This is a genomic window from Streptomyces sp. Tek67B01 (assembly GCF_055231995.1).
Genome location: NZ_JBUYUY010000001.1, coordinates 3,897,487 through 3,921,996 on the forward strand (window position 1 = coordinate 3,897,487; position 24,510 = coordinate 3,921,996).

General features: G+C 69.1%; 18 protein-coding genes, 1 tRNA gene and 2 pseudogenes. 10 read left to right on the forward strand and 11 right to left on the reverse strand.

Features of this window, described 5'->3' with window-relative positions; genetic code table 11:
• Nucleotides 1-7: 7 nt before the first annotated feature.
• Nucleotides 8-751, forward strand: a complete 744-nt coding sequence (locus ACV7NM_RS17595; RefSeq protein WP_453421388.1) for a class I SAM-dependent methyltransferase — start codon at nucleotides 8-10, stop codon at nucleotides 749-751.
• Nucleotides 752-1,122: 371 nt separating this feature from the next.
• Nucleotides 1,123-2,438, forward strand: a pseudogene (aspS, locus tag ACV7NM_RS17600) (aspartate--tRNA(Asn) ligase).
• Nucleotides 2,439-2,510: 72 nt separating this feature from the next.
• Here aspS and ACV7NM_RS17605 read toward each other — a convergent pair.
• The 5 genes and pseudogenes from ACV7NM_RS17605 to ACV7NM_RS17625 all read right to left on the reverse strand — a co-directional run bounded on the left by ACV7NM_RS17605 (nucleotide 2,511) and on the right by ACV7NM_RS17625 (nucleotide 8,398).
• Entirely contained in the window at nucleotides 2,511-3,302 is a 792-nt protein-coding gene (locus tag ACV7NM_RS17605; protein ID WP_463411157.1) for a plasmid replication/partition related protein, read from the reverse strand.
• A 306-nt stretch (nucleotides 3,303-3,608) separates the two neighbouring features.
• A complete protein-coding gene (locus tag ACV7NM_RS17610) occupies nucleotides 3,609-5,309 on the reverse strand; it encodes a relaxase/mobilization nuclease domain-containing protein (protein WP_463411158.1) in 1,701 nt (566 codons plus the stop codon).
• 5 nt (nucleotides 5,310-5,314) lie between these two features.
• Nucleotides 5,315-5,866 carry a MobC family plasmid mobilization relaxosome protein gene (locus ACV7NM_RS17615; protein WP_463411159.1) on the reverse strand — a complete coding sequence of 184 codons (552 nt, stop codon included), beginning with the start codon at nucleotides 5,864-5,866 and terminating at the stop codon, nucleotides 5,315-5,317.
• A gap of 913 nt (nucleotides 5,867-6,779) precedes the next feature.
• The gene (locus tag ACV7NM_RS17620) at nucleotides 6,780-7,478 is read right to left on the reverse strand and encodes an ATP-binding protein (RefSeq protein ID WP_453421393.1); all 699 of its coding nucleotides are present in this window, start codon (nucleotides 7,476-7,478) and stop codon (nucleotides 6,780-6,782) included.
• Nucleotides 7,475-8,398, reverse strand: a pseudogene (locus tag ACV7NM_RS17625) (hypothetical protein). Before ACV7NM_RS17625 ends, ACV7NM_RS17620 begins: the two are co-directional and overlap by 4 nt.
• A gap of 609 nt (nucleotides 8,399-9,007) precedes the next feature.
• Between ACV7NM_RS17625 and ACV7NM_RS17630 the strand changes: the two are divergent.
• The gene (locus ACV7NM_RS17630; protein ID WP_453421395.1) at nucleotides 9,008-9,346 is read left to right on the forward strand and encodes a DNA-binding protein; all 339 of its coding nucleotides are present in this window, start codon (nucleotides 9,008-9,010) and stop codon (nucleotides 9,344-9,346) included.
• A 28-nt stretch (nucleotides 9,347-9,374) separates the two neighbouring features.
• On the forward strand, nucleotides 9,375-10,889 hold the full coding sequence (locus tag ACV7NM_RS17635) for a LacI family DNA-binding transcriptional regulator (protein ID WP_453421396.1): 1,515 nt from the start codon (nucleotides 9,375-9,377) through the stop codon (nucleotides 10,887-10,889).
• A 57-nt stretch (nucleotides 10,890-10,946) separates the two neighbouring features.
• Here ACV7NM_RS17635 and ACV7NM_RS17640 read toward each other — a convergent pair whose 3' ends face one another.
• Nucleotides 10,947-12,347: a DNA-binding protein gene (locus ACV7NM_RS17640; RefSeq protein WP_453421397.1), complete on the reverse strand. Its 1,401-nt coding sequence runs from the start codon at nucleotides 12,345-12,347 to the stop codon at nucleotides 10,947-10,949.
• 192 nt (nucleotides 12,348-12,539) lie between these two features.
• On the opposite strand from ACV7NM_RS17640, the gene ACV7NM_RS17645 reads away from it, so the two are divergent.
• Nucleotides 12,540-13,379 carry a PE-PGRS family protein gene (locus ACV7NM_RS17645; protein ID WP_453421398.1) on the forward strand — a complete coding sequence of 280 codons (840 nt, stop codon included), beginning with the start codon at nucleotides 12,540-12,542 and terminating at the stop codon, nucleotides 13,377-13,379.
• On the opposite strand, the gene ACV7NM_RS17650 is transcribed toward ACV7NM_RS17645, so the two are convergent.
• Nucleotides 13,309-14,940 carry a PE-PGRS family protein gene (locus ACV7NM_RS17650; RefSeq protein WP_463411160.1) on the reverse strand — a complete coding sequence of 544 codons (1,632 nt, stop codon included), beginning with the start codon at nucleotides 14,938-14,940 and terminating at the stop codon, nucleotides 13,309-13,311. The genes ACV7NM_RS17645 and ACV7NM_RS17650 overlap by 71 nt on opposite strands.
• Nucleotides 14,941-15,069: 129 nt before the next feature.
• Here ACV7NM_RS17650 and ACV7NM_RS17655 point away from each other — a divergent pair, with 129 nt between their 5' ends.
• Nucleotides 15,070-16,050 carry a hypothetical protein gene (locus ACV7NM_RS17655; RefSeq protein ID WP_463411161.1) on the forward strand — a complete coding sequence of 327 codons (981 nt, stop codon included), beginning with the start codon at nucleotides 15,070-15,072 and terminating at the stop codon, nucleotides 16,048-16,050.
• Nucleotides 16,051-16,171: 121 nt separating this feature from the next.
• Here ACV7NM_RS17655 and ACV7NM_RS17660 read toward each other — a convergent pair.
• Nucleotides 16,172-16,245, reverse strand: a tRNA-Pro gene (locus ACV7NM_RS17660).
• 102 nt (nucleotides 16,246-16,347) lie between these two features.
• Entirely contained in the window at nucleotides 16,348-17,292 is a 945-nt protein-coding gene (locus tag ACV7NM_RS17665; protein ID WP_463411162.1) for a metallophosphoesterase, read from the reverse strand.
• A 79-nt stretch (nucleotides 17,293-17,371) separates the two neighbouring features.
• Between ACV7NM_RS17665 and ACV7NM_RS17670 the strand changes: the two genes are divergently transcribed.
• Nucleotides 17,372-17,833 (forward strand): GatB/YqeY domain-containing protein, encoded by a 462-nt coding sequence (locus tag ACV7NM_RS17670; protein WP_463411163.1) that lies wholly within the window; start codon nucleotides 17,372-17,374, stop codon nucleotides 17,831-17,833.
• A gap of 137 nt (nucleotides 17,834-17,970) precedes the next feature.
• Here the strand turns inward: ACV7NM_RS17670 and ACV7NM_RS17675 are convergent, their stop codons facing one another.
• Complete coding sequence (locus ACV7NM_RS17675) at nucleotides 17,971-20,262, reverse strand: transglycosylase domain-containing protein (RefSeq protein WP_463411164.1); 2,292 nt, start codon at nucleotides 20,260-20,262, stop codon at nucleotides 17,971-17,973.
• 583 nt (nucleotides 20,263-20,845) lie between these two features.
• Here ACV7NM_RS17675 and ACV7NM_RS17680 point away from each other — a divergent pair.
• From ACV7NM_RS17680 to ACV7NM_RS17690, 3 genes are all read left to right on the forward strand, one after another.
• Complete coding sequence (locus tag ACV7NM_RS17680) at nucleotides 20,846-22,081, forward strand: IS110 family RNA-guided transposase (protein WP_463411165.1); 1,236 nt, start codon at nucleotides 20,846-20,848, stop codon at nucleotides 22,079-22,081.
• Nucleotides 22,078-22,434, forward strand: coding sequence for a hypothetical protein (locus ACV7NM_RS17685; protein WP_463411166.1), 357 nt, complete (start codon nucleotides 22,078-22,080; stop codon nucleotides 22,432-22,434). Before ACV7NM_RS17680 ends, ACV7NM_RS17685 begins: the two co-directional genes overlap by 4 nt.
• A 413-nt stretch (nucleotides 22,435-22,847) precedes the next feature.
• Nucleotides 22,848-23,198 (forward strand): WhiB family transcriptional regulator, encoded by a 351-nt coding sequence (locus ACV7NM_RS17690; RefSeq protein ID WP_053676911.1) that lies wholly within the window; start codon nucleotides 22,848-22,850, stop codon nucleotides 23,196-23,198.
• Nucleotides 23,199-23,226: 28 nt separating this feature from the next.
• Here ACV7NM_RS17690 and ACV7NM_RS17695 read toward each other — a convergent pair whose 3' ends face one another.
• On the reverse strand, nucleotides 23,227-24,474 hold the full coding sequence (locus ACV7NM_RS17695) for an ArsA family ATPase (protein ID WP_463413970.1): 1,248 nt from the start codon (nucleotides 24,472-24,474) through the stop codon (nucleotides 23,227-23,229).
• Nucleotides 24,475-24,510: the final 36 nt, after the last annotated feature.

Consider the following 24,510-nt stretch of genomic DNA (forward strand, 5'->3'; position numbering starts at 1 on the left):
ATAGCTGATGAATGCCCACCGCACGGACGGCTGCACCGTCGATCTCCTCGGCGAGCAGATCACGACTCTCCTCGCCGACCCTGCCACCACCCACGGCCTCGCGCGCACCCTCCGCGCTGCGGCCAAAGAGATCGAGCTCAGCCGCTACCACCGCGCCAGCCAGAAGGCGTTCCCCAGCGGCCTGGTCGACGCCGCACCGAATAAAGTCCAGGTCGGCGGCGGAGCCCACCGCCTCGACGGCTTCTGCAACATCGACGCCGTGCCGCCCGCCGACTTGCTGTGGGATGTCCGTGAGGGGATCCCGCTGCAGGACGACTCCGTGGACGTGCTGTTCTCCGAGCACTTCCTGGAGCACATCGACTACCCGGTCTCCGCCAAGCAGTACGCCCGAGAAGCCCACCGCGTCCTCGCCTCCGGCGGCCGTCTCATCACCGGGGTGCCGGACGCGGCCTTCGTACTCGGCCAGTACCCGGCCGGCCCCGAGCAGGCCGAGGAAATGATCTCCCGGTGGTACGGCAAGCGAGACTGCCGCAAGGACATCAACACCTACCTTGACCTGATCAACTACGTCTTCCGCGACCAGGACGACGACCCCACGTACAACCCGCACTACTGGGCGTACGACTTCGAGAAGCTCAGCCAGCTGTTCACCGAGGCTGGCTTCGCCACCGTCGAGCCCTGGGACTTCGACCCGGACCTGGCGAACCCGAAGAGGCAGTGGGCGAGCGTGTACGTAGTCGCGATCAAGTAGCGGGCTGGTGAACGCCTCGTTGGGCTTCCGCCTCAGGACGCCCGACGAGGTCGGGTTACACACCTATTGCGTTGCAGGTGCCGTGCCCGCTTCCTATCCTCGTGGCCAACGCGTAGACGGAGACGAGTAGCCGAGGATCACGCGAGCAGAGAGAGCCGCCAGTAGCTGGGAAGGCGGACTCGCGCCCGAGGCGAAGACCCTCCTGAGCGCGGGGAGGAACGGCCCTTGGCCCAATGCCCCGCCGGCTCGCCCCCGTCACAGGGCGGAATGAGGCTGCTGCTTACAGGCGGCGGCGAAAGTGCGGTGGTACCGCGAGTTCCCTTCTCGCCCGCACCCCCAAGGGATCATGACGACGCCCCGGGAGGGCTGCGATGATCCACACCACGAGCCGCGTACTGACTTCTGACCTACGCGGCCACATCGACCAGACCGTCTCTGTCTCCGGCTGGGTGAACGCACTCCGGCTGCAGCGCAAGATGCAGTTCGTGATCCTGCGCGACCACTCCGGCATGGTCCAGGTGACCCACAGGCGCGACGGCGGCCCGCTGGAGGCTGTGCTCGAGTCCCTCACCCCGGAGTCCGCCGTACGGATCACCGGACGCGTCGTGGACGCGGCGCAGGTCAAGCTCGGCGCCCTGGAAATCGTCCCCGAGGCGGTCGAGGTGCTGAACGTGGCAGAGACGCCGCTGCCGATCGACGAGCAGACCGGGCCGGAGCATCGGCTCGACTGGCGCTTCCTTGACGTCCGCAAGCGGGAGGCCGCGCAGATGGTGTTCGCCGCGCAGACGACCTTGGAGCAGGGGCTGCGCGAGTACGCCATGCAGAACGGCTGCACGGAGATGCACACCCGAAGCTGATGGGTACCGCCTCGGAGTCCGGGGCGGAGGTATTCAAGCTCGGGTATTTCGACCGGTCGGCGTACCTGGCGCAGTCGCCGCAGTTCTACAAGCAGATGGCGGTGGCGGCCGGCATCGACCGGGTTTTCGAGATCGGTCCGGTCTTCCGGGCCGAGCCGTCATTCACCTCCCGGCACGCGACCGAGTTCACCGGTGTGGACGTGGAGCTGTCGTGGATCGACAGCGTCGAGGACGGGATGGGCTTCGAGGAGCGGATGCTCGCCCATGCCATCGCCAAGGTGGCCGAGGTCCACGGTGCGCGGATCCGGGAGGTGTTCGGGGTCGAGGTCATCGTGCCGGAGACGCCGTTCCCGCGGATCACGATGGCCGAGACGCAGGAGGTTCTGCGGGCCGGCGGGTGGGACCCGGAGGGGGTGAAGGAGGACCTGGACCCGGACGGTGAGCGCCGGATTGCCGCACACATGAAAGAGCAGACCGGGCACGAGTTCGTGTTCATCACGCACTACCCGGCAAGCATCCGGCCCTTCTACCACATGCGCCCAGAGGGACAGCCAGACCTGACGCTCAGCTTCGACCTGCTCTGGAAGGGCCTGGAGGTCACCACCGGGGCCCAGCGCGAGCACCGCTCCGACGTCCTGCTCAAGCAGGCGGAGGAGAAAGGCATGAGCACCGAGCCGATGCAGGACTACCTGAACGTCTTCCGCTCCGGCTGCCCGCCCCACGGCGGCCTCGGCGCCGGCCTCGGCCGGATCCTCATGGTCATGATGGGCCTGGACTCTATCCGCGAAGCGACCTTCCTCTTCCGTGGACCGAACCGCCTCACCCCCTGACCGGGGCCGTATATGCCGCTGTTCCCGCCGCCGCTCTGGCGGCAGGAGCAGCTGGTCGGCGTTTGCGCCGGCTTACGGGAGGTTGCGCTCCCGCCATATGGCGTCCATTTCGGTCAGGGCGGTCATCGCGTTGGCGATGGTCTCGCGGGTGACGGAGCGGCCCGGTGCCTGGTACTGGGGGTCATACTTGGCAAAGGTCCTGCTGCCCCGTGTCTGTGCGAGAGCCGTCACGACATCGCACAGGAGATAGGTTGCAACCCTCCGCTGCCGTACGTCTTCCTTGATGCGTTCCCTGTGCTTGTTCCAGGCCTGAATCGCGGTGAGTTCGCCCGTGATGACCCGGTCGGCGAGGTCAGGGGCCTCAACGCGCAGTCGGGCCAAGTGCTGCTGGCTGGCTTGTGCACGAACCTTGTTGGCGAGTGCGATCTCGTGGGCCTCGTCCAGGCTGACGGCACGCGTGATCACCGGGTCTACGAGGTTAGGCTCGTGGCACATGACGAAGTCGGCCAGCTCCAGTCGGCCAGTGGAGATACCGGTCTTCTCGCTGAGGGATTGCATCGCGGCCTCTGGGGCGAGGTGCTCATTCGTTTCGGTGCTGGCTTGGGCCTTGGTTGCGATCACCGCCGCCTGCCCCGTGGTCAGGTTGCGCTGGCGGAGGTTCATGGCCAGGGCGTATCCGTCGGGATCAGCGCCTTCGTAGGTGGTGAAGCGGGGCTCGATTCCGAGGGCCTTGCAGACGGCCAGTCGGTTGCGACCGTCGAGCAGGACCCCGTCGGGGCCGAAGACGATCGGGTGACGTAGGCCGTGGGTCTTGATGGACTCGGTGAGCTCGTGGAGTTCCTCGTTGGTGAGCGGCGGGAACATGGCAGTGATGGGCTGGACGTTCAGGGTGGTGCTCCTTCTGGTGTGGGTATGCCGACAGCACCGTGCGGCTTGGTGGGGTTGGGCGAGGAGCCCGGGTATTTCAATGATCTGGAGAATCCCCGGTTTGGCTGACCGGGGTTCGTCAGCTATATATGCCGACCCCGTCGTGCGAGCAGGAGCGGTTTCGCATGGGCGCGCCGTCGCTGCTATCGCCCGGGTAACGGTGCACACGTTGGCCGGTCGAGCTGCCCTGTAGGGACGGCCCGTCTGGCGGAGCGCGGGGCGCCAAGTGCGGCGCCTTGGAGGTCAGCGTCGTGGGCGGTTCGGCGGGGCTGCGGGGGCGGTGGGCGGCTGCGTGCCGTGTCCAGGCTGGCCGGTCCACGATGCCGTTGTGCGTCGGCGGGCGGCTTCGGCGCGGGGGTTTGGGCTGGGGTTGCGGCCGGTGTGCTGGAGGCGGGTGATCAGGACGCGGGCCGGTTGACGGGCTGTGCCGAGTTCGCGCTGGGCTGCGGCCTCCTTCAGGAGCTGGTGGGGTTGGTGGCCACCGGCTTCGGCGTCGGCCAGGAGGGCGGCGAGGGCGGGCCAGCTAGGGTCGGCAAGGATGCGATCGGCCTGGTCGGGGACGGCGGCGCGTACGTCGTGGGCAAGGGCGCGGCGGGCTTCCTCCCTCGGCTGACGCTGTTCGAGTACGACGACCGTGGGTGTGAGCGCTTGCTCGGCGGCTGCCTGCAGGTGGTGGAGGGCTTGCCGGGCGGCGTCGGCCTGGTGGGCGTGGCCCTTGGCCTCGTGCCAGCGGCCGGCCACGATCCCAGCCCACAGGAGGGCTGCGATGAGGGCTGCGAGGGCGCTGCCGTCGGGGCCTGTGGCGGTGTGGACGATGTCGCGGGCCGCGTTGCGGATGGCGCGGGCGGCACGGTCTTCCGCCCGGATCTGGGAGCGCTGGGCGCGTGCGAACGCCTTGGATGCGGCGTGGAGTTCGGCGCGGAGGTGGGTGGGGGCTTTCTGGGTGGTGGCTTCGAGGAGTTCGCCGAGGGCGGTGATGTGCGCCTGGGCGTGGGTGTCGTCGGCGAGGTCGGTGCGGAAGCTGTCGAGGGCTTCCGTGGCGTGGTGCCACGGGGTGGCGGGGCGGTTGCGGCGGGCGGTGGGGTGTTCCTCGGGCTGGCCGGCTTCGAGGCGGGACTGGATTTTGGGGAGGGTGAGGTCGGGGCCGATCCTCCCGCCGGGGTGGAAGATCTGTTCGCCGTCCTTGTTGAGGTCGCCGGGGCGGCCTGCGGCGTAGCCGAGGAGGTCTCCGGAGGGGCCGCGCCGGGCCTTGACCGCGATGCCGTCGGCTTCGAGGTAGGCGAGGAGTTCCTCGGCCGTGCGGGCGTGGGGGATGGCGGCGCGGATGCGGTCCTGGAGCCATTCGCGGCTCGTCTGTTCCCAGCCGAGGCGTTCGGCCTTGTGCATCTCGGCCTGGGTGGGGGCGCGGGTGCCGGTCCGGTCACCCTTCTTCAGGCGACGGAGACCGTAGTCCTTCTCGATCTGGCGGCAGGCGTCGCCGACGCGGATGCCGCTGTCGTGGAGCTTGGGGCGGCGGCCGTCCTCGCGGACGGTGGTGGCGAGGATGTGGATGTGGTCGTCGTCGTGGCGTACGGCGATCCAGCGGCAGGCCAGGTCGTCGCCCTCGGGGGCGATGCCGGCCGCGGCGACGATGCGCTGGGCGATCTCGCCCCACTCGGCGTCGGAGAGGTGGCGGTCCTCGGGGGCTGCGCGGACGGGGCAGTGCCAGACGTGGTCGGTGATCTTCTTGCCGAACTCGCTGTTGCGCAGGCGCACGGGCTCGTCGAGGTAGCGGGCGAGCTGGGTGAGGGTGGCGTTCTCGTCGCGGCCGGGGTCGGGCATGGCGAGCATGGCGAAGCCGGCCACGATGTGCGGGTCGGTGTGCTCGTCGTGGCGGCCGGGGCCGTAGAGGTAGGCGAGCAGGCCACGCGTGTTGGCGCCGGAGGGCTTGATGGCGGCGATCACGAGGGTCAGACCTCCCTCGGGTCGGCGGGCTCTCGCAGGGCTTCGGCGATCAGGACGAGCAGGTCGTGGAGCTCGTCGAGGCGCTGGCGTATGTCGGGCGGGGTGAGGTCAGTGTTCAGGGCGCGGGCGATCTGGTTGATGTTGACGCCGATGCGGTTGCACTGGCGCAGGACCTGGGCGCGAAACACGTGCGTACGGCGCCGGTCCTCGGATAGCGGGAGGTTGGCGGTGAACCGCCCGTAGATGAAGGCGAGGACGATGTCGGCGGCGAAGCCGGATACACCCTTGTAGCCGTGCTCGGCTGCGGCCTCTTGGAGGCGAGGATGTTCGTCGTCGGTGAAGCGCAGGGGGCCGACGCGGTCGGAGCGCTTGTTGCCGGTGAAGCGGCGGATCGTGGGCTGGACGCTCTTCACCGTCGGCTCGCCGGCGGCAGGCTCGGCGCTGCGTACGGCGTGGAGGATCTCGCGCTGGACGGCGTGGAGCGTCTCCTGGTCGGGGCCGCCTTCGGACCCGACCTCCTGGTCCGGCGCCCCCTGGCGCGGGGCCGTCTCCGCCACCCCCGGGGCGGAGATCCCCGAAGGCCGACCTTGAGTCGGACTCGGGGTACTACTGGCTCCGCCAGGAGCCGTCCTGCCGAACGCGCGCCGCCAACGGTCGGTCAGCGTAGACGACTTTGATGACGGCGAGGGTGTGTCGCCGACGTGCTGCGAGGCGGGTGTCACGGGTGGTTCTCCTGCAGGGTGAGGTGAGAGGGCGATCGCCTCGCGGTTCCGAGCAGGCATGTGCCGGGACGGGATGCGGGAGGCTGTCCGGTCCCCGGTCCCCGGATCGCGTGGTGGCGGGCGTGGTCCCCCGAAGGCGTTTGGGGCGAGGGTCGGGGAATTGGGGATCACTGCAGCAAGGCGAATCGGGGACCGTCCGGAACAGGGGGCGGCGGGGATCGGCGCGTTGGGGACTCGGGCGAGCGGCGTGCGGGGCGCGGCGGGGGAAGCGTGGGGACCGAATGGGACGGTCCCCGTGGTCACTGGTGAGGGGACCGGTCCCCTTCGGTCCCGAGATCCGATGACCTGACGGTCCCCAATGGGATCTGGGGACGGTCCCCAGATGGCGGGACGTCCCGACGGTCCCCAACGCGGTGATGCCGGGCGGTCACCGGGACCGAGTCTGCTTATCAGCCGTTTGACCTGCGGAAAGAATTCGGGACCGTCTCGATGCGGAGATCGGTCCCCGCGCCGTTCTCCGGGGTAGGTGCTGGTTGCGGGGACGGTCCCCGTTTGCAAGCGGCGATCCGCGACGGTCCCCGATCGGCTGTGTGTTCGGGGACGGTCCCGTTCCGTACGGGACCGAGGGGTGTGTTTTGGGGACGGTCCCCTCTCAGCGGGGACCGGGGACCGGGTGTGGTTTTGGGGACGGCCCCCCGAGTGGTCCGGCTTGGTGGCTCGGTCCCCGATGCGTAGGGGACCGTGGCGGTCAGGAGTCCGACGGCTGAGTGCGGCGGCGGTCCGGGCCGGTGAGGATGACGCGGGTGGTCATCTCCGCCAGCCGGGATGCGACGCGGTCCCCGACGGCTCCGCGTAGCTCGGCGATGGGGAGGTTGGTGGTGATCAGCGTCGGGAGCATCTCGGTGTAGCGGCGGTTGATCAGCCGGTACGTCAGCTCCTCGGTCCACTCGGACTGCTTGGCCGCGCCGAGGTCGTCGAGGATCAGCAGCGGGCATCTGCCGAGTTCCTGGATCTCCCGCTCGGGGTCGTGGTTGGGGCGCGGGCGGAACTGGGCGTGCAGGTCTGCGGAGGTGACCGCCTGCCAGCTGAGCCGGACGCCCGCCATGAGAAGGGAGCGGACTGCTCCGTACGCCTGGTGGGTTTTGCCGCTGCCGGTGGGGCCGGCGATCAGCAGTGAGGGCCCGTAGGAGATGCCCCGCGTGCCGCCGGGGCCCACCCGGCCCATGCCGGTGACTTGCTCGGCCCATGCGCGTACGCCGGGGTCCGTGGCGGTGGCCTCCCGGTAGCGGGGCGGGATTCGCCGGTCGGCCAGCTCCAGGGCGGTCACCGGTTCCGCTACGGGCTGGGCGGGGGCCGCGTCGGGGTCGATGCCCTTGGCGGCGAGGATCGCGTTCAGGCGGGCAGCCAGGAGCCCGGCGCGCTGCGGTTCACGGGTCGCTGTGGTCACAGGGCACCTCCGTAGGCGGCTTCGGGGTTTGCGGGGTTGGCGTAGGGCCGGTGGCCGCCCCGGAGCGCGGCGGCCGTCTGCGGCGGGTTCATGGCCTCGTTGACCAGGCTGGGCAGCACGCTGGGGTGCAGGGCCCTCTCCCGAAGTCGCGCCAGCCCGGTGCGGATGTGGGTCGGGTCGATGCCCTCGGAGAGCAGCTTGTCGACGGTCTTGCCGAGCTGGCCCAGTACGGCGGCGGGCGGTCGGTTGGGGCATACGCGGAGGCGTACTCGGCGACGAGTTGGGAGGGGGAGACGGTGTCGTGTGCTGGGGCGCTCGCGCCCCCCAACGGAGTTGATCCTAGATCCACGTTCCTAGGTCCTAGATCCGGACCGTGAGGGCTCACCGCGGGCTCCCGGACACCTCCCTGCGCGCTTCCGGAGAGATCACTGAATCCGCTCTGACCTGCGGATATGTGGATGGGTGAGGGTTCGTTCCGTTCGGGGGAGGGCTCGGCGAGGGGTGCGTGAACCTGCATGGTGCCCTCACGGAGACCTCCGTGCGTCGGCAGTGAATTCGCAGGGACTCGACCGCCTTCGTGGCGGGGGCAGGCCGGATGGCGGCTACCGCTCGGCCGGTTGACCTTCTGGTGCATGGAGAAGGTGACGATGTGCAGGTACCGCTTGCCGTCGTCGCCCTCATACCCGGCAGATGAGCTCGGCAGTGTCGAGCTGGTTGAGGTCGTCCTCGACCTCCAGAGCGCCGTGCTCCGGGCGCAGCGACCACAGGGCTCCGGCGATGACGGCGGCCTGGTCGCGGAACCGCCCGTGGTCGTCGGCTTGGGTGAGCAGGCCGAAGAAGGTCCGCTCGGCGGCGATGCTGACCTTGGCGAGCGACTCGGAGATGAACGCCTCCGGCTTGATGGTGCGGATGCGCGCCATGCCTATCGCCCCGCCTTCGCGCAGTAGGCGAACGAGGTCCTGGGGACCGGCAGGGGGGCGCGGACGGCCACTTGGGCCGTGCGGTGGGGCACAGATGTTCCTCTCGATCGTCCAGCGGGGAGCGGCAGTTCGGTGGGGGCTCGGATGGTCCGCAGCGCATTGCACCGGAGGTCGAATCAATTCCCGAACCGGGCGCGTGGACAACATAGCCACACCCACTTCGGACAAGTCCAGCGATTCCGGTTACGAAGCGGCACCAGTCGAAATGGCGCAGGGGGGAATGTCGTAACGGTAGGGCTGGATCCCCGGTTGACCAAAAAGCCGGCGCCGAATACGGAGCGGGAAAGATCGCACCGCGAAATCCTTGACCGCTGCCGCTAGTGCCGTCTATGTTGCCGCCCGCTCCCACGTCAGACACCGTGCGGCCTGTACATGTGGTCCGTCTGGGCGCATGGCGCCGGATGTCCGAATCACCTGGACGCTGTCGGTCGCCGACCTCCTCCGCAAAGTCATGGACCTCATTAAGTCCTGCGCGAAATGAAGCGGCGGGGCTTTATACCCCACGATCCCCGGTCACCCAAACCGGGGAATCGGAGTTACAACAGACGCATGCCCAAACACCCCGCGAAAATCAGTCCTGACCTGCCCCGCCTGTACCGCCCCGAGGAGATCGCCGCAGCTCTTGGCTGCTCCGTCTGGTGGGTCAAGGACCGGGCCAGTCGGACGCTCATCCCCTGCTCGCGAGTCGGCCGCTCGTATCGCTTCACCGCCGAGCACCTCGCCGAGATCGTCCGTCTGCACGAAGTACGGCCGGCCCAGCGCCCAGAACCCATCGGATCAGCCGCCGCCCCAGCCGCCCCACGTACCAGGCCGGTCCCGACGGCGGCCCGCCTCCGCGCCCGCCCGCCGCGCAGGACCCGGCAGGACGAGTTCGACACCACCGCGTAGTAGAGGGATCCGAAGGGGGAGGGAAGAGTTGGGTTTCGCGGAGAAGCGCGGAAACTACTGGCGCGGTCGGTACAAGACCGAGCCGGGCAAGCACAACACCGTCGTCGACGACACCGGCGCGACGATCAAGTTCGCCACCAAGCGCGAGGCCAAGCGGGCAGCGGACGAAGCGGAAATCGGGTTCCGCCGCGGAGACGTACGCGATCCGTCGCTAGGGAAGGAGACCTTCGCCGAGTACGCAAGCCGCTGGTACGCGGCCCAGGACCTAGCAGCGTCCACCATGCAGAACTACCGCCGCCACATCGAGGAGCACCTGCTCCCCGTGTTCGAGGACAAGGCTCTCGCCGGAATCCTCCGCACCGACGTCGCGCTTTGGGAGAAGCAGGAACGTGCCTCCTATGCGGCCTCCAGTGTCAAGACCTGGCGCGCGACCCTCCACCTCATCCTTGCCGATGCCGTCGACGAGGGGCTCATCGAGGCGAACCCCGCCGCGAAGCGCCGAGGACGGGGCAAACGCGCCGGCCGTTCCGCCGATCGCGGCCCCGAGAAGGTGGTCACCGACGCGCTCGGCGTCCTCCTGATCGCCGAGCGGGCCGCCCTCCTTGCCGGGCGGGACGACGAGTTCGTCGCGGTGCTCCTCAAGGCGTACACCGGCATGCGCTGGGGTGAAATCGTCGGTCTGGAGACCGAGTTCGCCCGCCGGGGCTCGGTACGTGTCGAGTGGCAGCTGTACGAGCTCGACTCGGGTGTGATGGTCCGCTGCCCGCCTAAGGACGACAGCTACCGCACCATCGACGCCCCCGACTGGCTCTCGGCCCTCGTGGCCGACCACGTCGCCCGTACCAAGCCCAAGCCGTGCCCGTGCCATGGCAGGACGTACGTCTTCCAAGGCCAGGGCACCGCCCGCACCGGAGGCCACCAAGGTGCGAAGCTGGTCGACGTAGCCCGCCGCGCCGGCGTCTCCACGGGAACGGTGTCCAACGTCCTGAACCACCCCGACCGCGTGCGCGAGGTCACCCGTACCCGCGTCGAACTCGCCATTACCGAGCTGGGCTTCGTACGAGGCGGCGCACCCTCGGAACACGCCGCCCACTGGCGCCGCAACGGCTTCGCCACCTGGCTCTTCCACCCGGCGACGACGGGCTGGTACCCGAAGAAGGCGCCGCAGGAGCCCCGTCCCGTTCCGCTCCTCGGCGACCCGTTCCCGGGCATACCGGTCCGGGGTCGCAACGCCCAGGGTCGCGCCGACGCCTGCTGGACGGCCATCGCCAGGGGCCTCACCCCGCACGGCCTGCGCCATTCCCACCGCACGCACATGGAGGACCTCGGCACGGAGAAGGTCCTCATGGACGAGCGGATGGGGCACATCGACGGATCAGTCTCCGCGCGCTACGCCCACGTCACCCCGGGCATGCGCCAACGCCTCATGGCCGGCCTCACCCAGCAATGGGAGGCAGCCCTCGACGCCCGCCTGTCGATGGCCCCGAGGTCCCCAGTGCGTGCGCTCGACACACTTTTGCGAGCTCGATCTGCTGCGCGATAGCCGCTGGGCGAATGCCGTGCTCGAACGCGGGTCTGCCGGTACGCGTCCGGCCGGACGTCAGGTGACCAGGAGACGCCGGAGTTCGTCCACCGGCAGGCGGGCTTCCTGAGCGGCGGCGCCCGCCTCGAAGCGGACGCCCTCGGTACCCAGGACGTCTGCGGGAGTGTCTGCACGTTTCGTGTCGGGCCACTGGAAGCCGGTGCTTACACGCCCAGCGGCGGTGAGCACTCGCCAAGCGTTGGGGCACTGTCCGCAGGTCGCCAGGTGGGTTCCGACTGGGACGGCGTGGCTGCCGATCACGGTCGCCACATCCCCGTAGGTCGTCCACTGACCGGAAGGGATGGCTCCCAGAAGGGTGTGCAGACCCGACCAGTCCTTGCGGGTACCGCTGAGCTGCTTGGCCAGGGCCGCGAGACTGGTGCCCGCAAGTGCTGCCCACTCACCGGGGTCGACGGTGTCCGGGACACGGTCGGTATCGACGTCCCACCAGGTCGTGCCCTGTATCCCGTCGGCCTTGCGGCCGGTCACGCTGATGAAGATGTGGTTGGCCAGCCCGGTCGGCGTGTACGACTTGCCGTCGGCTTCCCAGGTCAGCGGCTCGGCGGTGTTGTTGCTCCACGTGACGCTCGCGCGCCTGCCGTTCTCGTCGACCCAGGCCCGGATGTCCTCGCGGATGGATTCCGGCACGCCGTGCCTCGGTACCAGCTGCAGCCGAGCCCCATCGGGCAACAGCCCGGCGTCGACTAGAACGTGCACGGCGTTGCGGGCGCGTGAGCGTTCCTCCAGTTTCTGGGCTGCGGCCTTGGCCTCGATCCGGGCCGGAGCGAGGGTGAACTCCTCGACCTCCGGGGTGGGGTAGACCTTGGTGAATCCGGCGACGAGCTGCCCCTGGACCTTCCAGAGGCCGACCTCGATGAGGTCGATGTCGAGGTTCATCTCCGACAGCCACACGACGGTGTGGGTGACCTGCTTGGGGAAGCCAGCCGCAATGATCACTTGGCGGGGGCGCTGGAGCAGCTCTGGACTCCAGTCCCCGTCCACGTGGTCCAGGAGGCGCTGCCGGCACTCGTCGAGTTCGAGGCTCTGGCCCCTGCCCTTCAAGAAGTCGCGGTGCGCCTGGGCCAGGGTGTCGAGGTCGAAGCGGGACACCAGGGCGGCGTAGGTGATCGCTTGGAGGTGTACGTCTCGGTCGGCCGTTCCCCGCTTCAGCTCGACCACCACGAGGCGCCCGGTGGCATCCAGGCCCAGGACGTCCAGTCGGTCCCGCGCCGGCACCCCGTCCGTGTCGGCCCACCGGTCGAACTCGGCGGTGATGACGAGTACCGACTCTCCGAGGACCTGAGGGTGCGCGATCACCCACTCCTGGAGGTGCTGTCGTTCGAGGAGCCCCTCCGCTGCGAGCGCGGTCGGCGCGACGGGCGCGGCCGAGGCCCCTTCGACGGTGAAGAGATGATCCACGCTGTCCCCCTGCCCCAGTCCGTCAGCCAGGCGCTCCCGCGCCGACTGCCCCGAGCCTACGTGCGGGCCGTGCCCCGGGGCAGTTGCTTCCGGTAGATCACGGACGGGGCGGGGCCGACTCCGAAGTCGGCTCGCCGTCGAGATCTTGTTGATGGGCATCCGGCGGCGCCGTCGACCTGGCTCAATGGAGGCATGAAGATCGGGGAGTGCTGGGCCTATCGGGCCAAGCCGAAGGAACTGGGCGGCGCCCTGCGCCAGGTGGAGATCGTTCGAGTGGGCGCCTCCGGCAGGTCAGGAATCCACGTGCGGTTCCTGGACGGTGATGAGGCCGGACTGCAGGAGTGGGTCAGCGCCGGCTGTCTGGTCACGCTCTGGGCTGACGTCGACGCCTTCCGTGCGGATGACACGGCGGAGCTCGCCCTGGCCGAGGCGTCGAGGGAGGTGCGGGGGAGTGCCGAGTTCGAGGCGGCGCGGATGATCCTGGGCTTCGTCCGCCCCAAGGGGCGGCTACGGCTGCGCAAGGCGGTGGCAGACGCGGGTGTGCTGGAGCTCGGCCACCTCGACGAGACAGCGCCGCTGATCGCCATGGACCCCGCCGAGCTTCGCGGCGACGCCATGGTCCACGAGGACCGCAACGGCCTTTGCCTGGTCGGCTGGCCGGTCGCCGAGCGGATCGCGCGGCAGGTGGCGCAGCGCTTGACTGAGGAGGTCCTGCCGGAGGTGGACCGGCGGCAACAGGCTGTGGACGATGAGCGCGCTCGGCCCTCCTGGCAGTCGTACCACCGCCGGGACGACCGCAAGCTGGACGCGGAGGCGGCCGCCCTGCGCACGGTCCGGGAGTGGTGCGGGGAGGAGAAGGCCGAGCGCTACGACGAGCTCGTCGCCCTACGCGCCGAGGTGCTGCGCCTTGGCGAACTGGTCGAGCAGGCCGTGAAGGCGCTCCGAGACCGTGGGCATGGCGTCATCGCCTCCACCATTGAGCGCGGCCTTGGGGTCCATATCTCCAGCCTTGGTCCTGACGTACGTCGTTGAAGCCGTCACGCCACCGCTCGGGCTCCGGCTTGGGCGGTGCGGGCTCCACCGGTGGCTTCACCTTCTCCGGGCGGTGCGGATGCCAGCCGTCGAGGAACGGCCGCAGCTCGTCCCCGGTGGGCTCGGCGTGGAAGTCCCGGGCACCGAGCCCCTTTCCGTTCAAGGTCGGGTCCAGGCGGGCGGCCTCCGCCCTGCCCCACGCCGACCACTCCCGGAGCCGCTCGGCCTCGATGGGGTCCTCCGTCTGGGCGGCGGTCTCGTCCAGCGCGTTGCAGAAGGTCCGGATCTCTCCTGCGGCTCGCCACTGTTCCAGCGCGGTGCCGAAGTGCTCGGCCCGAGCGGCGTCCACCGCCTTGATCGAAGCCACGCCGACCGCGGCCTCCCACTCCCGTTGGGCGCGCTCTTGCCTCTCGGCTTCCAGTCGGCGGTTCTCGGCCTGCTGCCGTTCCCGCTCGTCCTGGAGCCGCCGCTGTTCGGCCTCCCGCTCCAACCGGGCCCGTTCCTGCTCATCGGCCCGGGCCCTGAGCGCCCGGAGTACCGAACCGATCTGGTCCTCAAGCGGCTTCTTCTCGGTGTCGGCCCACTCCTTCTTCCAGCCGTACTGGTACCCCTGTTGCTGGGCGAGGACCATTTCCAGCTCCCCGGACGGCTCGAACCGCTGCGCCGGGACGACCCGCTGCCAGTCGTACGTGCGGCGGCCCGCTGGCTTGGGCACGTACCGGACCTGCTTCTGACGTTCCTTGAAGGTGATCTCGTACGTACGGCCATGGATCGTGAGCAGTGGCCTCGGTTGCCTACGCTTCTTGGACACCGCGATCTCCCCGTGGAGAGGGAGGGCCTGCTCGGCGATCCGGCGAAGCAGGGACAGAGCACGGGGAAGTGCCCCGTCGGAGATCTCGAAGGCGCTGTGGTCCGCGGTCACGGCCGCGACGACATCGTCCACGTCGGTGATCACACGACTGCGCGCCAGGCGGATCCGGTTCCACTCCGTGTCGTCCTCGCCGGTCACCCGGAGCAGCCCCAGGAAGAAGTCCCCCTTGGTCCGCCCGCTGTACTTCAGGTGGTACCCGGCGGACGCACACTGGCGGGCCGCGTCGAAGGCTCTGCGGTAGCGAGCTCGCTCCGCCTCGTCCGGGGCGGGGATGCGCAGGAACCGGCCTGCCTGCTGCACCTCCGCGATCAGGGCGGGCCCGATGTCTGCCGGAGAAGGCCGTGGGGCCCTGGCGACGTGCTGAACAGGAGGCTTCGGTTCGGCAGCGGCCTTTCGCTCGCGGTCGGACTCCGGTTTCTTGGCTTCGGACGTCGTTGCCGGTCGAGCCTTCCGTGGTGCCGGCTCAGGCCGGTCCGGGTGATGGCCGTGCTGGAGGTAGAACTGCCCCGCAATGGTGATCTCCGCCCGCCACTTCCCGTCTTCCTTGGGCATGGCGATGAGCCCGCGCTCCTTCAGGGCCCGCGCGGTGAGCGCGAGATGGGGGCTTTCCGACGTGACGGGGTCGGAACCCTCCGCGACGCGGGTGAGGAGAGCGAGCTGACGATCGTTGAGCGGCGACCAACGGTGCATGGTCTCGGTGGTACCGGCCGCGTCGGCCCCGCACAAGCGGAATCGTGATTCGGCTGGAAATCATCGCATTAGCTGACACTGCGTCGGGGAGAGATGAGCGGTCATCACTCGGAGTGAAGTGGGGGTTGCATGCGGCGGAGGGGCGAGACGGAAAAGGCACTCAGTCAACTCGACGTCATAAGGGGAGCGCTTGAGGACCCGGCGACGGGGCTGAGCGCGCTCTACGTGACGGTGGACCAGACGCGGCAGAAGGTTCTGGAAGCCGTGGCGCAAGGCACGATGGGCCTGCGCGAGGAGAACCGCGAGCTCCGGCGACGTCAGGAACGGATGCTCACCGACTTGGCAGAGACACGGGGCAGTTTGGAGTCCCTGAGCCGGCGCCTGGAGGAGAGCAGCCAGCCGGTGCCGTTGGTACAGCCTCAGGTGACGAGTCTCCCGGCTTCTAGCGCCCTGGCCGCCGTTGTGTCCGTTGAGCAACGGCCCGCCGGGCTGGACACGACCGCGCCTGAGGTACTCGGAGAGCCGGCCGAGCTGACCGAACAACCCGACGGGAAGGAACCTCAGGTGCTGGAAGAAGTTCGCATCGCCCACGGTCAGGGGAACGCGGCAACCGGGCAGGGCGCCGCGCCCGACTCGTCTCCGGTCGCGACGCCGGTCCAGAAGCCCGTTCAGATCGACCAGGAGGACCAGCGCGCTCATCTGGAGCGCCTGCTGTCGGCGGCGTCGATCGCCTCCGCGACCCTGATCTGCCACAGGGAGACGTGGGACTTCATCGCGGAGCAGACCAGCGGGCACGCCCACTTCCGGCTCCCCGAGCGGATCGACGACGCGGATGGCGGCCGTGTCGAGACAGCCCTGTCGGGAAGGTCCCTGCTCGCCGTGCTCACCACGATGTGGAAGGTGACCCGGGGACACGAGGCAGGCGGCGCGCCGGGTGAGGACCAGGACCTGGCCACGTGGGCGCTGGCCGCGGCGGTCTACCGCAGGACGGCGCTCGCCGTGGACCGTGTGACCGATCAGGCCGAGAAGGAGAACGGCCCCGCCTTGATCGTCCTCGACGACCGGAGCACCCGCACGACTGCCCCGGACCCCGGCGCCGCCGCTGCCTGACCGGCTCCCCGGGGAGCCAGGTTCCGAAGTCGGCTCCCCGATGGCTCCCAAGACAGGAGCAAACGCCAAACAGGGGCCTGATCCACTGAGTGGATCAGGCCCCTGACCTGGTCTTACGAAGTCGGGGTGGCGGGATTTGAACCCACGACCTCTTCGTCCCGAACGAAGCGCGCTGCCAAGCTGCGCTACACCCCGATCGCCGCCTGTGCAGCGTGTGCTGTCCTGGCGACATCGATTACTTTAGCGGACCGTCGGCCGGAGACGAAATCCGGTTTTCGCGGGGCGCCCGCCGGGCGGTCAGCCGGGTTGCCGCGGGGTCAGTGTCAGGAGGGTGGCCTCCGGGGGGCAGGCGAAGCGGACCGGGGTGAAGCGGTTGGTGCCGCAGCCCGCCGAGACGTGGAGGTACGCGCGGTTGCCGTTCGCCGTGTGGGTCGACAGGCCCTTGACCCGGTCGGTGTCCAGGTCGCAGTTGGTCACCAGCGCCCCGTAGAACGGGACGCACAGCTGCCCGCCGTGGGTGTGCCCGGCCAGGATCAGCGGGTAGCGGTCGGTGGTGAACGCTTCGAGGACGCGCAGGTACGGGGCGTGGACCACCGCCATGGAGAAGTCCGCGTCCGCCTCCGGTCCGCCCGCGACCATCGCGTAGCGGTCCCGCTTGATGTGCGGGTCGTCCAGGCCGGTGAAGGCGATCTCCAGCCCGTCCAGCTTCATCCGCGCCCGCGTGTTGGTCAGGTTCAGCCAGCCGGCCGCGTCGAAGGCGTCGCGCATCTCCTCCCACGGGTTGTGGACGGCGCCGACGACCGGCTTGTTCCCGTTCAACCCGTGCCGACCCTGGGTCTTCTCGATCAGGTAGCGCCCGGGGTTGCGCAGCCGCGGCCCGTAGTAGTCGTTCGAGCCGAAGACGTACACGCCGGGGAAGGACATCAGCGGCCCGAGGGCGTCCAGCACCTCCGGCACGCCCTCGGTGTCGGAGAGGTTGTCGCCCGTGTTCACCACGAAATCCGGGCGCAGCCCGGCGAGCGATTGGAGCCAGGCGCGCTTCTTGCGCTGCCCGCCCACCATGTGGATGTCCGACACCTGCAGTATCCGCAGGGGTCGCATACCGGGGGGGAGGACGGGGACCGTCACCCGGCGCAGCCGGAACGACCGTGCCTCGAACCCGGCCGCGTAGGCCACACCCGCGGCCCCCACCGCCGCGATCCCGGCGCCGACCTTCAGGGGTACTCCGTAACGCGCACGCATGACCCCATCGTCGCACCCCGCGTCGCCCCAGCGGAAAACCGGCGGGCGCCGACGCCGCCGCACCTGGCAGACTCGGGGCATGACCACGCTCAAGGCCAAGCTCCAGGAAGACCTCACCGCTGCCATCAAGGCGCGCGACGAGCTCAGCTCGTCCACGCTGCGACTGACCCTCGCCGCCATCACCAAGGAGGAGGTCGCCGGCAAGGAAGCCCGGGTGCTCTCCGACGACGAAGTCCTCAAGGTGATCGCCAAGGAGGCGAAGAAGCGCCGCGAGGCAGCGGAGGCGTTCAGCCAGGGTGGCCGGGCCGAGTCGGCCGCGCGGGAGCTCTCGGAGGGCGAGTTCCTCGACAGGTACCTGCCCAAGCAGCTCACGGACGACGAGCTCGGCGAGATCGTCGCGCAGGCCGTGGCGGAGGCGAAGGCGGCCGGGGCCGAGGGGCCGCGGGCGATGGGCGCCGTCATGAAGATCGTGAACCCGAAGGTCGCCGGGCTGGCCGACGGCGGTCGCGTCGCCGCCGCCGTCAAGCAGCGGCTCGCGTAAGGCTCCCCGACCTGGCGTGGGACTCCTGGACCTCTCGCCGAGGGCTTCCGGACACGGGAAGCCCGGACACGTGGAGAGGGAGGCCCCCACCGGAATCCGGCGGGGGCCTCCCTCTTTCACGCCCAGGCGTGTCCGGGCTACTGGACGTCGCCGCCGCCGATCACGCCCGGCGGGATGGAGATCCCGGGGAAGGGGTCGACGGGTGCGCCGCCGCCGGTGGCCCCGGCGATCGTCGCCCCGCCCGGGTCGCCGTCGCCCGGCTTGCCGTCCCGACCCGGCTTGCCCTTCCCGGGCTTGGCCGGGTTGGGGTTGCTCGGCTGGGTCGGGCGGTTGCCGCGGGCGCCGCCGGACGGGGTGGCGGAGTCACCGACGAACACCGTCTGGAAGCTCTGGTTCTCCCGGCCCGCCAGCGCGCCCGTCACCGCCTGCTTCCAGATCGGGCCGGGCAGCCCGCCACCGTAGACCTTGTCGTAGAACTCGCCGCCGATGGTGATGTTCTCCATCGACACCTGCTTGAGGCCCGCCGAGCCGACCCACGTCGCGCCGGACATGTTCGGCGTGTACCCGACGAACCAGGCGTTGTAGCGGTTCTCGGTCGTACCCGTCTTGCCCGCGCTCTGCCGGTCGGTGAGACCCGCCTGGGCGCCCGTACCGGAGTCGACCACGCCGAGCAGCAGGGTGTTGATGGTGTCGGCGGTCTTCTCCGACATCACCCGCTCGCACTGCGACTTGGGGACGGCGAGCGCCTTGCCGTGCGCGTCCGTGATGGACTCTATGGCGATCGGGGTGCAGCGCACGCCCCGGTTGGCGAACGTGGCGTAGGCGCCGGCCATGGTCAGCGGGGACATGCCCTGGGTGCCGAGCGCGATGGCGGGGACCTCCGGCAGCTTGGCGCCGTCGGCCGGGACGACACCGAGCTTCGTGGTCATCTCGGTGACCGGGCACAGCCCGATGTCGCTGATCATCTCGACGAAGTAGGTGTTGACCGACTTGGCCATCGCCTCCCTCATCCCGTACGGGCCGTTCTCGGACTCCGATTCGTTCTCGACCCGGTCCTTGGGCTTGCTGTCGTTGACCCAGGGCTTGTCGCCGCAGGTTTGCACGCCGCTCGGGTACTCCATGTCGTGCGGGGAGGCGTACACCTTCGTGGGCGACATGCCCTGCTCGATGGCCGCGGCCGCGACGAAGGGCTTGAAGGTGGAGCCGGTCGGGAAGCCGAAGTTCGAGCCGCCCATCCGCTTGTCGACGGAGTAGTTGATCTGCGTCTCGTCCTTGCCGAAGCCGTACGGCTTGGACTGGCCCATTCCGAGCACCCGGCCGGTGCCGGGCTGGACGAGGGTGACGGCCGTCGCGACCTTGTCGTCCTGGTGGACGTGGTCCTTGATGGACTCGTTGACCGAGTCCTGCGACTGCGGGTCGAGCGTCGTACGGACCGTCAGGCCGCCGCGGTTCCAGAGCTTGGCGCGCTCCTCGCGGGTCTTGCCGAACACCGGGTCGGTCAGGAAGGTGTTGCGCACGTAGTCACAGAAGAAGCCGGCGCCCTTCACGGCGGTGATGCAGCCGTTCTTGGGCCGGGTCACCTTGAGCGTGACCGGCTTCTGCTTCGCCTCGTCCGCCTCGGCCTGCGAGATGTCCTTCATGTCGGCCATCCGCTGGAGGACGACGTTGCGGCGCTTCATCGCCTCCTGGGAGTCGTTGACCGGGTCGAAGCGGGTCGGCGACTGCACCACGCCGGCCAGCAGCGCGGACTCCTCCAGCGTCAGGTCCTTGGCGGGCTTGCTGAAGTAGCGCTGGGAGGCGGATTCGATTCCGTACGCCTGCTGGCCGAAGTAGGTGATGTTGAGGTAGTTCTCGAGGATCTTCTTCTTCCCGAGTTCCTCCTCGACCTGGATCGAGTACTTCAGCTCGCGGATCTTGCGCCCGAGGCTCTTCTCCTGCGCCTCGCGCACCTTCGACTCGTCGTCACCGGCTTCCTCGACGAAGACGTTCTTCACGTACTGCTGGGTCAACGTGGACGCGCCCTGGGCGGCGCCGCCCTCCTGCGCGTTGCGGTTCACCGCACGCAGGATGCCCTTGAGGTCGACCGCGCCGTGCTCGTAGAAACGCGAGTCCTCGATGGCGACGATCGCCTTCTGCATGTACGGGGAGATGGCCGTCAGCGGGACGACTTGGCGGTCGCGCGAATAGACGGTGGCGATCAAGCCACCCTCCGCGTCCAGAATCGTGGTGCGCTGGCTCAACGGAGGTGTCTTGAGATTGGCCGGGATCTCGTCGAATCCCTCGACCGTCCCCTTGGCTGCGAGACCCAGGGCGCCGGCGCCCGGGATCGCGATGCCAGCCAATACGACTCCGGAGAGGACCGACACCCCGAGGAACTTGGCGGCCTGTTGCGGCCCCGTGAGCCCGCCGCCCGAGCGCTTCTTTCCCATGGAGGGCAGCCTAATCCGTTGTTAGCGGCATTCTGCGGGACCACGGGTCTCTCGGGATGTTCGAGTACCAGACCGTGACATCCAAGTGCAGCCGGGCCATCGAGGCCTCAACGTAGATCGGTGCGCGGTCTGGTGCGAGTGGTGGCGGTCACGTGGGTGCCGGGCGGACGCCTTGGTGTTGCCTGGCCTTCGAGGCCTGGCAATAGAGCGAGCGGCGTCCGGCGCCTCCGTGGCCGCCGCCACGAGTGGTGTTGGCGCCCGTCGGCGCTGGACGGATGCCCAAAACTCACCCGGCATCGATGCCTATTAAGAGAGCGGCACTGTCCAGGGCCGTCGCGGGTCAACACCTCTCGACTTGATCATTCGTTTCGTTGGTGGTGCGAGCCCATCGCATGGTGACCTCTTGAGCCGCCCGAGCCGTCTGAGCTCCCGCATAGACCGAGGCCCGTGGGATGCGCTGGTGCCACGAACGGCTAGTGAGGTGGCGGCCCGGCCGTAGTGCGGTCGAGGCCTGGGATTAGGCCGCTGCGTGGCCCGCATGCGCTCGTGACCAGCGCAAAAGCCGAACTCTGGGGAGGGAATCTTGATCTACTGCGGAATCGACTGGGCGGAACGAACCCACGACGTCGCCCTGGTCGATGACACCGGCCAGCTGCTGGCCAAGCGTCACATCACCGACGATGTGGCCGGCTACACGATCCTGCTGGAGTTACTCGCCGAGTACGGCGACACCGAGGAGAACCCGATCCCGGTCGCGATCGAGAGTTCCCGGGGCTTACTGGTGGCCGTACTGCGGACCGGCAAGCGCAAGGTGTTCGCGATCAACCCGATGGCCGCCGCCCGCTATCGCGACCGGCACAGCGTCTCGCGAAAGAAGTCAGACCCCGGCGATGCCCTGGTCCTGGCCAACATCCTCCGCACCGACATGCACGCCCACCGGACCTTGCCAGACGACTCGGAGCTCGGGCGCGCGATCACCGTCCTGGCACGAGCTCAGCAGGACTCCCTGTGGAACCGGCAGCAGCTCGCCAACCAGCTCCGGTCCCTGCTGCGCGAGTACTACCCCGCAGCCCTGGCCGCCTTCGCGGCCTGGACCAACGGCCTGTGCCGCCCCGAAGCCCGCGAGCTCCTCAAGACCGCACCGACCCCGACCAGAGCCGCACGCCTGACCCGCACCCAGATCCAGGCGGCCCTCAAGCGCGCCGGCCGCCAGCGCGGCATCGAAGCCGAAGCCGAGCGCCTCCGCGAGGTCTTCCGGGACGAATGGGCGCACCAGCCGCCGTTGGTTGAGAATGCGCTCGGCAAGCAGATGCTCGCCCTCCTCATCCAGCTGGATGCGGCCTGCACCGCCGCAGACCAGCTCGCCAAAGCGGTGGAAGAAGCCTTCCCCCAGCACCCGGACGCCGAGGTCCTGCTGAGCTTCCCCGGCCTCGGAATCCAGCTCGCCGCCCGAGTCCTTGCAGAGATCGGAGACGACCGCGGTCGCTTCGTCGACGCCCGCGGCCTCAAGGCCTACGCCGGCTCCTCACCCATCACCCGAGCCTCGGGCAAGAAGTCCGCCGTCACCAGACGGTGGGTGAAGAACGACCGGCTCAACCACGCCGGCTACCTCTGGGCCTTCGCTTCTCTGCGAGCATCGACCGGAGCCAACGCGCACTACCGGCGCCGACGCGAACAAGGCGACTGGCACGCGGCCGCCCAGCGCAACCTGTTCAACCGCATGATCGGCCAGCTCTATCACTGCCTTCAGCACCACAAGCTGTTCGACGAGCAGTCCGCGTTCCCAGCACCGTCGTCGGCAGAAGCACAAGCCGCGTGACCTGCGAAGAAACCTTGCCCACGCTGCTGACGGCGGCCGATCATTCGAGCATGAGACCCGAAGTGCAGGCGTTCGTTGCTGACGGCCCGCTCCCCGACTGGGACGCGAGCGAAGAAGAGATCGACCAGCGTGACCAACAGCTCCGAGCGATCACCAAGCCAGTCACCGGGGAAGAGGCGCAGGCTCTCGTCTCATGCTTCGGTCCGGACGACTGCTACGGCGTGGCCTGGACCCTGCTGCATCTCATAGAGACCGGCCCGAATCCCGTGCTGATCAGCAAGCCCGCTTCTGGCGCAAACGAGTGGCATCAGCGCCTCTACGACCGCGCCGTGTTCGGAGGCCTCATCCCATGAACTTGACCGCATAGCAACGTGAGGTGTCTACGTTCTCATTCACCGGACACGCGCGAATGCCTTGGCCTAAGCTGGCCCCAACTGTCACAGCAGTGCGGCGCGACATCAACCCCTCGGCTTGATTTTCACCCTTGCCGAATGCGGTGGACTGATGTCCGAATCCCGCCGTTCACTCGGACGGTGTCCGGTGGTGAATCTCCGATTTCACCCGAATCGCCGGAATGGTCGGGCATGTCGTCCGATCACTCCGTCGGGTGATCTGCCGCTTACCCATAGTCCGTTCGGACCATTCAAGATTGGGCCCGTCGGGGGTGTTGCGCTGTGCTCGCCTTCCGTAACGTCCTCAACTGGCAGCGGTGAATATGCCGCTACCGCCGTGGGGGAGCCTCGATTCGGGAGAGGACGGCGCCGGGATGGGCTGGGTTACCGACTGGAGTGCGCAGGCAGCCTGCCGCACTACCGATCCGGATGAACTGTTCGTTCAAGGAGCGGCACAGAACAGGGCCAAGGCGGTGTGCACCGGATGTCCGGTGCGGACCGAGTGCCTGGCCGACGCGCTCGACAACCGTGTCGAGTTCGGAGTATGGGGCGGAATGACCGAGCGGGAGCGTCGCGCGTTGCTGCGCCGGCGTCCCACCGTCACCTCGTGGCGACGGCTGCTCGAAACCGCCCGCACGGAGTACGAGCGCAGTACGGGCATCCTCACCATGGATGTCGACGCGGAGATCGACGTTCCGTACGAGACGTACGCGGCAGCCGGGTAAACCGCCCACACCGCACGTACGCGAACGCCTACGCTCCGGCCGGAACCCCGGTCGCGAGCCGCTCTCCGATGGCCCGTAGCCCGGCGAGGTCGTGCACATCGCCGGGCAGGGCGGCCACTTCGGCCACCGCCACCTCGGGATGCAGTGAGGTGAAGCGGTCACGCGTGCGCTGTTCGCGCGCGATCACCTGCATCCGCTCGGCATGCAGACGCAGCAATCCCGCGGTGATCTCGTCCACGTCGGCGTCGACGGCGCTGGGGGAGCCGGTCTCGGGGGCGCCGGTGTCCGCGTCCGAGTCACGAAGTCCAGCTTGCCCGGACTCCTGATCGACAATGCCCCCGTCCTCAAGATTCTCTGCGGCGGCCAACGCCCTTTCCGCGGAGAGCTGTTCGGCCGCACTGTCATGGACCCGGTTCAGCACCAGGCCGGCCAGCGGCATCCGTTCCGCCGCCAGCCGCTCGACGAAGTACGCCGCCTCGCGCAGGGCGTCCGGCTCGGGCGCGGCGACCACGAGGAAGGCCGTGCCAGGGGCCTGGAGCAGTCGGAAGGTCGCGTCCGCGCGGGTGCGGAAGCCACCGAACATCGTGTCCATCGCCGCCACGAAGGTCTGTACGTCCTTCAACAGCGAGGCGCCCATCAACTTGCTCAGCGTGCCGGTCATCAGTGACATGCCGACGTTGAGGAACTTCATCCCGGCCCGCCCGCCGACCTTCGCCGGAGCCATCAGAACCCGGATGAACCTGCCGTCCAGGAACGACCCCAGACGCTTCGGCGCGTCGAGGAAGTCCAGCGCGGACCGGCTCGGCGGGGTGTCGACCACGATCAGGTCCCAGTCGTCCCGCGCCCGCAGCTGGCCCAGCTTCTCCATCGCCATGTACTCCTGCGTGCCGGCGAAACCGGCCGACAGGGACTGGTAGAAGGGGTTCGCCAGGATGGCCCGGGCCCGCTCGCCGTCCGCGTGCGCCTCGACGATCTCGTCGAAGGTGCGCTTCATGTCGAGCATCATGGCGTGCAGTTCACCGCCCTCACCCGACACGCCCGCGACCTTGCGCGGCGTGTTGTCCAGCGAGGCGATCCCCATCGACTGGGCCAGCCGGCGCGCCGGATCGATGGTCAGCACGACCACCTTCCGGCCGCGCTCGGCCGCCCGTACGCCGAGCGCCGCCGCGGTGGTGGTCTTGCCGACGCCGCCGGAGCCGCAGCACACGATGATCCGGGTCTTCGGGTCGTCCAGCAGCGCGTCCACCGCCAGCGCGGGCGGAGTGTCCAGGCCCATGTCGTCGGCCACCAGCTTCCCGGTCGTGGGCGTATC

Coding starts and splice junctions, on each gene's coding strand:
- ACV7NM_RS17595 (WP_453421388.1), top strand. CDS start 8: ATGAATGCCCACCGCACGGACGGCTGCACCGTCGATCTCCTCGGCGAG.
- ACV7NM_RS17605 (WP_463411157.1), bottom strand. CDS start 3,302: ATGTTCCCGCCGCTCACCAACGAGGAACTCCACGAGCTCACCGAGTCC.
- ACV7NM_RS17630 (WP_453421395.1), top strand. CDS start 9,008: ATGCCCAAACACCCCGCGAAAATCAGTCCTGACCTGCCCCGCCTGTAC.
- ACV7NM_RS17645 (WP_453421398.1), top strand. CDS start 12,540: ATGAAGATCGGGGAGTGCTGGGCCTATCGGGCCAAGCCGAAGGAACTG.
- ACV7NM_RS17650 (WP_463411160.1), bottom strand. CDS start 14,940: ATGCACCGTTGGTCGCCGCTCAACGATCGTCAGCTCGCTCTCCTCACC.
- ACV7NM_RS17655 (WP_463411161.1), top strand. CDS start 15,070: ATGCGGCGGAGGGGCGAGACGGAAAAGGCACTCAGTCAACTCGACGTC.
- ACV7NM_RS17665 (WP_463411162.1), bottom strand. CDS start 17,292: ATGCGTGCGCGTTACGGAGTACCCCTGAAGGTCGGCGCCGGGATCGCG.
- ACV7NM_RS17670 (WP_463411163.1), top strand. CDS start 17,372: ATGACCACGCTCAAGGCCAAGCTCCAGGAAGACCTCACCGCTGCCATC.
- ACV7NM_RS17675 (WP_463411164.1), bottom strand. CDS start 20,262: ATGGGAAAGAAGCGCTCGGGCGGCGGGCTCACGGGGCCGCAACAGGCC.
- ACV7NM_RS17690 (WP_053676911.1), top strand. CDS start 22,848: ATGGGCTGGGTTACCGACTGGAGTGCGCAGGCAGCCTGCCGCACTACC.
- ACV7NM_RS17695 (WP_463413970.1), bottom strand. CDS start 24,474: ATGGGCCTGGACACTCCGCCCGCGCTGGCGGTGGACGCGCTGCTGGAC.